Origin of the sequence: Loigolactobacillus backii (assembly GCF_003946275.1) — a bacterium.
Taxonomy (GTDB): Bacteria; Bacillota; Bacilli; order Lactobacillales; family Lactobacillaceae; genus Loigolactobacillus; species Loigolactobacillus backii.
Window position 1 is genome coordinate 1 of sequence record NZ_RHNQ01000069.1, and the last position, 9,542, is coordinate 9,542.

At 39.3% G+C, this 9,542-nt stretch carries 13 protein-coding genes and 1 tRNA gene; 7 read left to right on the plus strand and 7 right to left on the minus strand.

Features of this window, described 5'->3' with window-relative positions; translation table 11 throughout:
- Window positions 1–286: 286 nt before the first annotated feature.
- The 5 genes from EKM61_RS10115 to EKM61_RS10135 all read right to left on the minus strand — a co-directional run bounded on the left by EKM61_RS10115 (window position 287) and on the right by EKM61_RS10135 (window position 3,506).
- Window positions 287–1,459, minus strand: a complete 1,173-nt coding sequence (locus EKM61_RS10115) for a hydroxymethylglutaryl-CoA synthase (protein WP_068224685.1) — start codon at window positions 1,457–1,459, stop codon at window positions 287–289.
- Window positions 1,460–1,471: 12 nt separating this feature from the next.
- Complete coding sequence (locus EKM61_RS10120) at window positions 1,472–1,879, minus strand: hypothetical protein (RefSeq protein WP_068224684.1); 408 nt, start codon at window positions 1,877–1,879, stop codon at window positions 1,472–1,474.
- A 213-nt stretch (window positions 1,880–2,092) separates the two neighbouring features.
- A complete protein-coding gene (locus EKM61_RS10125) occupies window positions 2,093–2,827 on the minus strand; it encodes an alpha/beta hydrolase (RefSeq protein ID WP_068224683.1) in 735 nt (244 codons plus the stop codon).
- Window positions 2,828–3,074: 247 nt separating this feature from the next.
- Window positions 3,075–3,162, minus strand: a tRNA-Ser gene (locus EKM61_RS10130).
- Between the two features lie 134 nt (window positions 3,163–3,296).
- Window positions 3,297–3,506, minus strand: a complete 210-nt coding sequence (locus tag EKM61_RS10135; protein ID WP_068224682.1) for a hypothetical protein — start codon at window positions 3,504–3,506, stop codon at window positions 3,297–3,299.
- 379 nt (window positions 3,507–3,885) lie between these two features.
- Between EKM61_RS10135 and EKM61_RS10140 the strand changes: the two genes are divergently transcribed.
- Both EKM61_RS10140 and EKM61_RS10145 read left to right on the plus strand, forming a co-directional pair.
- Entirely contained in the window at window positions 3,886–4,491 is a 606-nt protein-coding gene (locus tag EKM61_RS10140) for an Ntn hydrolase family protein (protein ID WP_068224681.1), read from the plus strand.
- Between the two features lie 297 nt (window positions 4,492–4,788).
- A complete protein-coding gene (locus tag EKM61_RS10145) occupies window positions 4,789–4,977 on the plus strand; it encodes a hypothetical protein (RefSeq protein WP_068224680.1) in 189 nt (62 codons plus the stop codon).
- Between the two features lie 123 nt (window positions 4,978–5,100).
- Here EKM61_RS10145 and lexA read toward each other — a convergent pair whose 3' ends face one another.
- Window positions 5,101–5,721, minus strand: coding sequence for a transcriptional repressor LexA (gene lexA / locus EKM61_RS10150; RefSeq protein ID WP_068224678.1), 621 nt, complete (start codon window positions 5,719–5,721; stop codon window positions 5,101–5,103).
- Window positions 5,722–5,858: 137 nt separating this feature from the next.
- Here lexA and EKM61_RS10155 point away from each other — a divergent pair, with 137 nt between their 5' ends.
- Window positions 5,859–6,098 (plus strand): DUF896 domain-containing protein, encoded by a 240-nt coding sequence (locus EKM61_RS10155; protein ID WP_068224674.1) that lies wholly within the window; start codon window positions 5,859–5,861, stop codon window positions 6,096–6,098.
- A gap of 87 nt (window positions 6,099–6,185) precedes the next feature.
- Window positions 6,186–6,410: a YneF family protein gene (locus EKM61_RS10160; protein WP_068226225.1), complete on the plus strand. Its 225-nt coding sequence runs from the start codon at window positions 6,186–6,188 to the stop codon at window positions 6,408–6,410.
- Between the two features lie 170 nt (window positions 6,411–6,580).
- On the opposite strand, the gene EKM61_RS10165 is transcribed toward EKM61_RS10160, so the two are convergent.
- Complete coding sequence (locus tag EKM61_RS10165) at window positions 6,581–7,207, minus strand: lysophospholipid acyltransferase family protein (protein ID WP_068226224.1); 627 nt, start codon at window positions 7,205–7,207, stop codon at window positions 6,581–6,583.
- Between the two features lie 131 nt (window positions 7,208–7,338).
- Between EKM61_RS10165 and EKM61_RS10170 the strand changes: the two genes are divergently transcribed.
- The 3 genes from EKM61_RS10170 (at window position 7,339) to EKM61_RS10180 (ending at window position 9,420) form a co-directional block, all read left to right on the plus strand.
- Window positions 7,339–8,088 carry a tRNA1(Val) (adenine(37)-N6)-methyltransferase gene (locus tag EKM61_RS10170; protein ID WP_068224671.1) on the plus strand — a complete coding sequence of 250 codons (750 nt, stop codon included), beginning with the start codon at window positions 7,339–7,341 and terminating at the stop codon, window positions 8,086–8,088.
- A complete protein-coding gene (locus EKM61_RS10175; protein WP_068224668.1) occupies window positions 8,081–8,347 on the plus strand; it encodes a GIY-YIG nuclease family protein in 267 nt (88 codons plus the stop codon). Before EKM61_RS10170 ends, EKM61_RS10175 begins: the two co-directional genes overlap by 8 nt.
- 80 nt (window positions 8,348–8,427) lie before the next feature.
- Window positions 8,428–9,420 carry a D-2-hydroxyacid dehydrogenase gene (locus EKM61_RS10180; RefSeq protein WP_068224665.1) on the plus strand — a complete coding sequence of 331 codons (993 nt, stop codon included), beginning with the start codon at window positions 8,428–8,430 and terminating at the stop codon, window positions 9,418–9,420.
- Window positions 9,421–9,542: the final 122 nt, after the last annotated feature.

Consider the following 9,542-nt stretch of genomic DNA (forward strand, 5'->3'; position numbering starts at 1 on the left):
GTGAGCTCTTTTTCTGCACAAAAATCCTGTTAATAGTTTACCATTTGTAAACTATCAACAGGAAAAAGTATAGAGCCTTATTTATTAAAAGCAGAATGGCCGCCGTCAATAGTTAGAATTGACGGCGGCCATTCTGTTTTCTTTTAACAAAATTAGATAATGTAGTGATGTAAACTAACGGTATTTAAAAAGTATGAGAAACGAATTTTCAAATCGTTGAGATCAAATTGATCTGGAGAATCCTAGTAAAAATTGTTTTCAAATACAACCAAGGGACTGAAAATGATTACTCGGCCGTTACGCAGTATTGACGTTGATGATTGGCAATACCCGCCAAATAATAAGTTGCTTGCTCGTAAGTGGTGTCAAGTTCAACGGTGGTACCATTTGTTGGTAATTGAGTGTTAAACAGTCTTTCGTAGGTTGCTAAATCAACTTCTTGGCGATTATTTAGGTCCTGCCGTTCAGATTCCTTCAGCAGAGCATCCTTAAAGTTACCTTGTAAGATACCCGTGAAAAATTCACTGACGGCACCTGAACCATAGCTAAATAGACCAATTCGGTCACCAGAGTGGAGTGTTGTCGTATTTTCCAAAAGGGAAAGCAAACTGAGATAAAGCGAACCTGTATAAAGGTTGCCAACGTCCTGGTTGTAGCTACGGGAATCCTCAAAATTAGCCCTTAGTTGCTCTTGTTGTCTTTCACTGGCCTCAGGTAAGATGGTTCGTAAGGCCTTCAGCCCCATTTTAGTGTAAGGTAAATGAAAGGCGAAGGCCTGAAAGTTGGCAACTGTCATGCCTGTTTGTGTTTTAAAACGGTTAAAAACGTCCCGGAAAAAGTCAACGTAAACGTTACCGGAGTAATGACCATCCACCATTGCTTCAGTGGCATAATTTGGCCGCCAAAAATCCATGACGTCTTCGGTCATAACTGTACTAGTATCTTCTAAGGCTAGAAGACGGGGATTGGCACTCACAATAAAAGCAGCAGCACCGCCGCCTTGAGTTGGTTCGCCCGGAGTATGCAGTCCGTAGCGGGCAATATCACTGGCGGTGACCAAAACCTTTTTATCAGGGTGTAAAGCAACAAAGCCGCGTGCAAATTGAAGGGCGGCCGTTGCTGAATAACAAGCCTGTTTAACTTCAAAGGCACGGGCACTCTTTGGTAACTTGAGTAATCGTTGTAAGTAGACTGCACCAGATTTGGACTGGTCAATCCCCGATTCCGTTGCAAAAATAATTGTATCAATTTGTTGCTTAATTTCTGGCGTTAATAGCTTGGCCGCAGCGTTGGCCGCCAAGGTTACGCTATCTTGGGTTGGCGGGATGACTGCCATTTTGCGTTGGCCAATTCCGATTAAATATTTATTTGGGTCCTCATTACGGGCTTTGGCCAATTTAGCCATATCGATAAAATAATTGGTTGTATAAAAACTGAGTTGATCGATACCAATTTTCATAACGCAACTCCTTTAGTGTTTTTTTGTTTGCTTCGTTTTTTGTTGCTTGGCTTGATTGCGCTGGGCCGTTTGTAGCGTTAAATAAATCACAATGATGAGTAAAATTAAGGGAATCAAGCTATGGTACGGAAGCAACCATAACATAAAAAAGGCCGCAATTCCTAAAATATTGGCCAACATCATTGCTGGGATTTGAAGGGCGTGAAAATAGGAATTGAGGTGTAGCAGAATTCCTAACCAACAAAGCCAAACTAATTTACTAGTCATTTCCGTTAGGCCCGCATTAAAAGTAGCGAAGCCCAGAAGATGTTGTAAGGGTGAAATAATTGTCGTTAGACTAGCAATGATGATTTCTAATAATAAAAGGCAAACAATTAAACAGTCGTATAGACCTGGTAGTTTTAACGGAGAAATTTTCATGCGGTCGAACTCCTTAGTGGACTTAACTATTGAGGAACTATTTTTAGTATAACCAAATTTGAGTGCGTTCGCAGTATTTCTAATTAAAATTAAAGGAATTATGACTTTTAAAATTTAACTGGTTGGGTAGTGTCACAGCAACCAGTTAAATCAGTTTAGGGGAATGTTTTGTAAAATAGTTTCAAGACCCAACCCGCCAATCATCAGGTTTAATTACTGAATCGTTTTTAACCAAGCAGTGAGTACTTGTGTAATTTTTGATTGTTGTTTGGCGTTTGAAATTGTGGCGTTGCCATCGTGTTTTTGTTTACCGTAATTGCCAAAGCCGGCGTGATTACCACCTTTAATTTGGTTAAAGACCGCTACTTGGGGTAAATATTGCTTGGCGGCCCGGTAGTTTTTCCAATTTAAAACCTGATCGTGACTTGCGGTGATGGATAGACTTGTGATTTTTTTGTGGGCTAGGCTTCCTTTTTTATCTGGGTAGCTTGCTAGGAAGAAAACGCCACGTAGGTTTGAAGTCGTTGCTTTAGCAGCAAAGCGACTGGCAACGACACCCCCCAAAGAGTGGCCACCAACAACATAGGTTTGTTTAGGTTGTTTTTGAACAATTAGTTTGGCCTGATTTGGAGCCAAAATAGCCAGATCAAGGGGGGACTTTAATAAATAAACATTGTAGCCGTTAGTAGCCAAATTTAGGGCCAATGAGCTGTAACTGGCCGCATCAACTAAGGCACCTTGATAAAAAATAACGGTTGGTTTATTTTCTTTTGGGTGGTGCGCCTTGAAATAGAGGTAGCTATTCGTTTCTTTTGTGGCCTGTTTTGCCGCGGTTAGTGCTATTTTTTGTGGATGGTGAAGCTGACTTTTCGTGTAAAGATAGCCACCACCTATAAGGAGTAGCAGCAAGGTTAATAAGATGATTAAAGTGTTTTTTAGTTTTTTCATAAAATTTGGCCTTTCAAATTGCGTAACTAAAGTTAATTTCGGAATCCGATCTTGCTGCTGGCATTATTAACGACTTTATTTCAATTAAATATTACAGTGTGATTCGTTATAGCCGAGCTGAATTTTAAGTTTATCGGATTTCGGTCCGTCTGGATTTTTTAAAAGATTGAAAAATAGGCCGGACAAAAAAATAGCAACGTTCCAACACTAATGTGTTTAGGAATGCTGCTGTATCAATGATTATTTAAGGAGAGTACAGGATTTGAACCTGCGCGCCGGTATAAGCCGGTTCGGCGGATTTCGAGTCCGTTGCATTACCACTCTGCCAACTCTCCAGAAAAGTACTCAATAAGTATACCAAAAATCTGGTCCATTGGCAAAAAGCAATTTTACTTTTCAAAATTCAACAGTCAAGATAAGGAAGTTCAGTTTTAAGAAACTTTCTTGGATAATAAAAATCACTGCCGATTTAGTCGACAGTGATTGATTTAATGTCAGAAAGGTTTAATCCCATGACAAGATCAGTACCGTGGAAGAAGACGTAGCGTTTTACATCCTTAACATCCAAAAATTCGCTTAGCTCGTATGAATGGGTACCATTTGTGCGCGTATAAACAATGACCTGAGTAATATTATCTAAATTATATTCCTTATCATTATTTGTTTGGATAGTGATCAATTTTATCACCTCAATGACTTCAATTCTAACATGTTTCTCAAAATAAAGATATCTTTCTAGTGTCATACTTGAATCGAAGCGATGTTATTGCCAAAAAAGAACTATTTCTTGCATGTTTCACAGGATATGTTATATTAAGTGGATAGCTTAACTAATTAAATAAGTGTGAGGTGATTTGAATGGCTATTCTGATCGGTATTTTTCTACTTTCAGTCTGGATTGCTGGCTATAACCGAACACACATTAATACTAATGTTAAGCGGCGAGCTAGCCATCCAACCATTAAACTATAATGGTGTAATAAGTGTTTTGAGCATAAATTATTATTGCTCAAGGCACTTATTTTTTGTGGTAAACTACGTGGAATTGAGGTGTGCAGATGACAATTGTTGGTGTAATGGCAACACAAAAACGAATTATAGTTGGTTCTGATTCACGCTTGACAACAATTAATAAGCGTGGACGTTTGATAACCACCGATCACGCTCAAAAACTTTTTTGGTTGGCCAATCCAGGTTGCATTATTGCCACCGCAGGGAAATTTAGTTTGCAGCTTAATCATCACTGGGCGCGATTGAATGAACTAATTGTTTTGTTTGAACATCAATTGGCAGTTAAGGTGACTTTTGATGAAGTAGTGCAGGCTTTTCGAGAACTTATACATCAGTATAAATTAGATCAAAATGATTTTATTTTAGCGGGTTTAGGTGATGCTCGGCTCCGGTTGATCCACCTAATTAATGGTCGTTTAGAAACCCTGGCCTTAGGTACTGATCAATTGCCTAAGTCTTATTTTTTTGGCCAATCAGAATTAGTTATGGCCTTAACTGCTGCGACTAAACAGCAACTGATTGATTTGGAATCAAGCGGTTTAACCGTTAAGCTACAAACTTTATTGAGTGATACGGTTAAGCAGGCTCAGAGTGACGCTCAGGTTGCAACTGTTGGTGGCCCAATTCAGTTATTAGAAATAAAAAAATCTTAGTAGCGTAGATTGTTAACGAATTTACTGGAGTAGGACAAAAGTCGATTTTGGCGCACGTTTTAGAGTAACGTGGGGAAACAAGTAAGAACCCAGACTCCCGTAAATAAAAGAATTCTACTCAGAGTTTAATTTAGTTAAGGCCATTAGTGTTCGGAATGGATTTCAAATAAGTTGCTAAGTATAAATTTCTAGCAGGGTCAGCCATCAGAATTGTTAGATAGTTTACTTTTTGTGAATTTTTTGTTAAACTATTTCTTTGTTTGGATTGCACCGAGATTGAATTAGGGGGAATAAGTTGTGAATCACTGGATTTTTGTGGTTTATTTTGCTGATTATACGGCTGACGAATCAAGCTTTGAAATATTGCGTGCTTTTACAACAGAAAAGCGGGCTAAGGAGTTTGTCACGATGCTAACGGCTGCACCATTTGAGCGGCACTCCCTGGACTCCGGTGCTTACCACTATAAAAAGGTTACTCTAATATAAAATAGATTTACGAAGTTGGACTCGTACCATTTTTAATCAGGTGAACAACAGGTTAAAGGTGATTTGGGTAAATAAAAAAGATTGGCGCCAAACTAAAAAGTTCGTTGTCAATCTTAAAATGATTTAAATATGACTTCTGTACAGGCCTACAACTTTGCCTAAAATAGTAACATTTTGTAAAATGATTGGGGCAAAAGTGTCATTTTCTGGCTGAAGACGAATGTGGTCGGATTCTTTGAAGAATCGTTTACAAGTTGCTTCATTTTCTGCCGTCATTGCGATAACAATCTCGCCGTTATCCGCGTTCGCCTGTTTGCGAACAATGACGTTATCGCCGTCAAGAATTCCGGCATCGATCATGCTTTCACCACGAATGGTCAACATGAATAAATCGCGGTCATCATCATCCATATCAGGCGGAATTGGGAAAAAGTCAGTTGCTTCTTCAACGGCTAAGATTGGTTCACCAGCAGTTACAGTTCCTAAAACAGGGATCTTCGCTGGTGTAATACCTAATGCCGCTAAACCATCAGGTGTGAGCTCAATTGCCCGCGGTTTTGTTGGATCCTTTTGTAAGTAGCCTTTTTTTTCTAAACGAGCTAGGTGGCCGTGCACTGTAGATGTTGAAGAAAGAGAGACGGCTGCTCCAATTTCGCGAACGGTGGGCGGATAGCCTTTTTCATTAACTCGTTCGTGAATGAAACGGAGCACCTCTAATTGCTTTGTTTCATGGGCTTTTATCATGATTGACACCTCAATCTATTTAATATGTTTAGTTTAGCATAGAAAAATGGGCTTTTCAAACAAATGTTCGCGTTTAAATGGTTGATTATCCGCATTTTTTTGTTAAAATAGTCTACAAAATAAGGGAGTCGATTAAAATGGCAATTACTAAACGACTAAAACGAATTAACGAGCTGGCCGCAAAGGCGAAGAAATCAGAATTAACGGCAGATGAAAAGCAAGAGCAACAGCAATTACGTAAGGAATACATTGCTAGTTTTAGAGAAAATTTACGTCAACAAATTGAAACAACGCAGCTCTTTGACAAAAAGGGCAAAGAAATCACACCAGATAAGGTTCAACGAATCCAACGTGAAAAAGGTTGGCGAAAAGACTAAAAAGCCAAAAGCAGTCTTTTCTTTTAGCTGTGAGTTGTGTAGAATTATGTGTGAGTTTAATTATGAAGGGAGAAACACGACGTGGGAATGTTAATTTTGGTCTTTGTTATTGGGGCGGCACTCGGTGTTATTGGTGGTTTCTTTGGAGCCCGTCAGTATATGAAACGTTATTTAGCTGACAATCCACCAATTTCAGAAGATATGATGCGCCAAATGATGATGCAGATGGGTCAAAAACCATCAGAGAAAAAACTAAATCAAATGATGTCTTCAATGAAAGCTCAATCAAAAAAGGCAGCTAAGTCAAAATAACCGTTAATTTATTTAGGGAGTCGCCTTAAATTGTTTTTAGTACTCAATGATAAATTGAATTAAAAGAGTCTGGGAAAGCCAATTTAGGCTACCTTTGAGTAATAAGTTTGATCGGCCTTGTAATCATTGAATTACAGTTAATATTAATCAAAAAAAGAACTGACGATAAGTCAGTCCTTTTTTTGTGTTGGGTTATATTTGAAATCAGGGTTGATTTCTTGATCTAATTGGTTAAAAGCGGCTTGCATTTGGTCATCGATTTTTGCTATACCCGCCTTATCCGTTTTAGCTTTGCTACCCACGTAGATCGGTTCACCGAAGCGAACCGTGATCCGTTTCCGGCTAAATAACTGTTTGAACGAAAGGGGGCCTTGATAAACGGTTGGAACGAGGGGCACACCACTCATTTTAGCAATGATTAGTGCACCACCCTTGAGCTCTTTAGAGTGCCGCGTACCTGAAGGAAACATAATTAAAGATAATTTTCCCTGACGTAAGATCTTAACGGGGCGCTTAATTGCTGACGGACCTGGATGTGCCCGGTTAACTGGAAAAACATTTGCGTGAACCAAAATGAAACGAATAATTGGATTTTTAAATAGTTCTTCTTTAGCCATAAATGAAAATTTCATTGGACTAGCGGCCAAGGCAAAATAAATGGGATCAAACCAGGTACGGTGGGGCCCAACTAAGATATAAGCACCTTTAGGTAATTGTTCTTTATTTTCGTAATGTGCATTGCCGTTAATTAAGAAAACTAGAATACGCACTACTACGCGTGCAAATGAGTAAAACATAACAGCATTCCCTTCCGGAATTAATTCAGACATCATTATACCAGATTTTCTTTGGTTGTGAATGTCACTTTTGTTTGTTTCACTTAAATAATTGCCGTATAATTTTGACATTAATAGGTGGAGGAACCGATATGCTTGAACCAGGAGAACGAATTGATCAACTTTATAGTCAGAATATTAAAATCATCCAAAGCCCAGACGTTTTTTCATTTTCATTGGATGCAGTCCTATTAGCCGATTTTGCGGTTTTGCACCAGCATAGTCAAATCGTTGACTTATGTGCCGGCAATGGTGCAGTCGGTCTTTTTTTAACGCAGAAAACGGCAGGATCAATTAGTGCAATTGAATTACAACCACGACTTGCCGACATGGCTCGCCGCTCAGTTATTTTAAATCATCTAGAACGGCAGATTAACGTTTTTGAGCGGGATTTAGCGACAACTTTTGAAGTGATCCCTAAAGATAGTGTCGATGTCGTCACTTGTAATCCGCCGTACTTTTCTCATTTACCAACTAGTAAAAAGAACCCTAATCCTTACCTGGCGATTGCCCGGCATGAATTAAAAACTAACTTGGACAGCATCTTAACGATCACCAGTGGTTTACTTAAAATGAACGGTAAGGCCTATTTTGTCTACCGGCCCGATCGATTTGTCGAGTTAGTGACCAAGGCCCAGCAGCACCGATTAATTGCTAAACGAATTCGTTTGGTCCATCCTTTAGCTCAACGGGAAGCTAATATGGTGTTAGTTGAATTCATTAAAGATGGTAAGTTCGGTGGGCAGCGCTTCTTACCACCGCTAGTCGTTTACGCTAAGGATGGAAATTACTCACCCGAAGTTCACAAATTGTTATACGGGGAGACGGTAACGGGTGACTAAGTTTTATTTTTACGTTTTACTTTGTGCAGATAACACCCTTTATGGTGGCTTTTCAACGGATGTTACCAAGCGAGTAGCGACGCATAATTCTGGTAAGGGAGCAAAATATACACGTCTAAAAAAGCGCCGACCAGTAAAATTACTTTATCAACAGGAATTCTTAACTAAATCGGCCGCTTTGAAGGCAGAATACGCTTTTAAACACCAGCTGCGATCAAAAAAACTTCTTTTTTTGCTGTTTAAAGGTGCTATCTTTTGAAAAAAATTGAATTGGCCCTTTACCAAAATTAAACTGGTGCTTATAATGTTAATGTTAGAGAAGGGAGAATTACTATTATTATGAAATATATCGTTTATGGTGTTCGTAAGGACGAAGAAGGCTATGCCAATGCTTGGTCAAAAGAACATAATGCAGAAGTAAAACTTGTTTCTGAGTTGTTAGACAAAAATACGGTTAAGCAGGCTAAGGGCTATGATGCCATTGTCGCTTACCAACAATTGCCTTATGATGAAGAAATCTTTCCAGCAATGAAGGAATTTGGTATTAAAGACCTATCAATCCGTAACGTCGGTGTTGATAACATTCCTACAGATGTTGCTAAGGCTAACGGCGTTCGAGTAACCAATGTACCTAGTTACTCACCAAGTGCTATTGCTGAACTTGCAATTACAGGTTTAATGCAATTACTTCGTCGGACACCAGAATTCAACGAAAAAACCGCAAAAGGTGATTTCCGTTGGGAACCAGATATTGCTAAAGAATTGCACACAATGACCGTTGGTGTTGTTGGTACTGGACGTATTGGCCAGGCCGGAATCAACATCTATAAAGGTTTTGGTGCTAAAGTCATCGGCTATGATGTTTACCATAATCCAGCCCTTGAAGCAACTGGTATGTACGTTGACACAATGGATGAACTACTGGCTCAATCCGATGTCATTACGTTACATGCTCCAGCTACAAAAGAAAATTATCATATGATTAACAAAGACTCCATTGCTAAAATGAAGGACGGCGTTTATATCATTAATACCGCCCGTGGCGACTTGTTGGATGCTGAGGACTTACTTGCCGGTTATAAATCAGGTAAGGTTGCCGGTGCCGTACTTGACGTTTACGAAAACGAAGTTGGCATCTTCAACAACGACTTTACTGGCAAAGAAGTACCAGACGCAACTTTACGTGACTTATTGGCACAACGTGATATCTTAGTTACACCGCACGTTGCTTTCTATACTGAAACTGCCGTTAAGAACATGGTTGACGTTGCCTTAGATTCAGCAACAGAAATGGTTGAAAAGGGCGAAAGCAAGAACGAAGTTAAGTTCTAAACTTGCGCTACCGAATAAAGCTCATACGGATAATTATCCGCATGAGCTTTTTTTGGGTCTCTGTCAAATCGTATTGGTGGAGATTTTGAACGGCACATTCACTTCGGTGAATGTGCTTTTTG

Bases quoted from the DNA above. Each gene is read 5' to 3' on its own strand.
- EKM61_RS10115 (WP_068224685.1), bottom strand. From the start codon at position 1,459: ATGAAAATTGGTATCGATCAACTCAGTTTTTATACAACCAATTATTTT.
- EKM61_RS10170 (WP_068224671.1), top strand. From the start codon at position 7,339: ATGCTTGAACCAGGAGAACGAATTGATCAACTTTATAGTCAGAATATT.
- EKM61_RS10180 (WP_068224665.1), top strand. From the start codon at position 8,428: ATGAAATATATCGTTTATGGTGTTCGTAAGGACGAAGAAGGCTATGCC.
- EKM61_RS10160 (WP_068226225.1), top strand. From the start codon at position 6,186: ATGTTAATTTTGGTCTTTGTTATTGGGGCGGCACTCGGTGTTATTGGT.
- EKM61_RS10140 (WP_068224681.1), top strand. From the start codon at position 3,886: ATGACAATTGTTGGTGTAATGGCAACACAAAAACGAATTATAGTTGGT.
- EKM61_RS10155 (WP_068224674.1), top strand. From the start codon at position 5,859: ATGGCAATTACTAAACGACTAAAACGAATTAACGAGCTGGCCGCAAAG.
- EKM61_RS10125 (WP_068224683.1), bottom strand. From the start codon at position 2,827: ATGAAAAAACTAAAAAACACTTTAATCATCTTATTAACCTTGCTGCTA.
- EKM61_RS10165 (WP_068226224.1), bottom strand. From the start codon at position 7,207: ATGTTTTACTCATTTGCACGCGTAGTAGTGCGTATTCTAGTTTTCTTA.
- EKM61_RS10120 (WP_068224684.1), bottom strand. From the start codon at position 1,879: ATGAAAATTTCTCCGTTAAAACTACCAGGTCTATACGACTGTTTAATT.
- lexA (WP_068224678.1), bottom strand. From the start codon at position 5,721: ATGATAAAAGCCCATGAAACAAAGCAATTAGAGGTGCTCCGTTTCATT.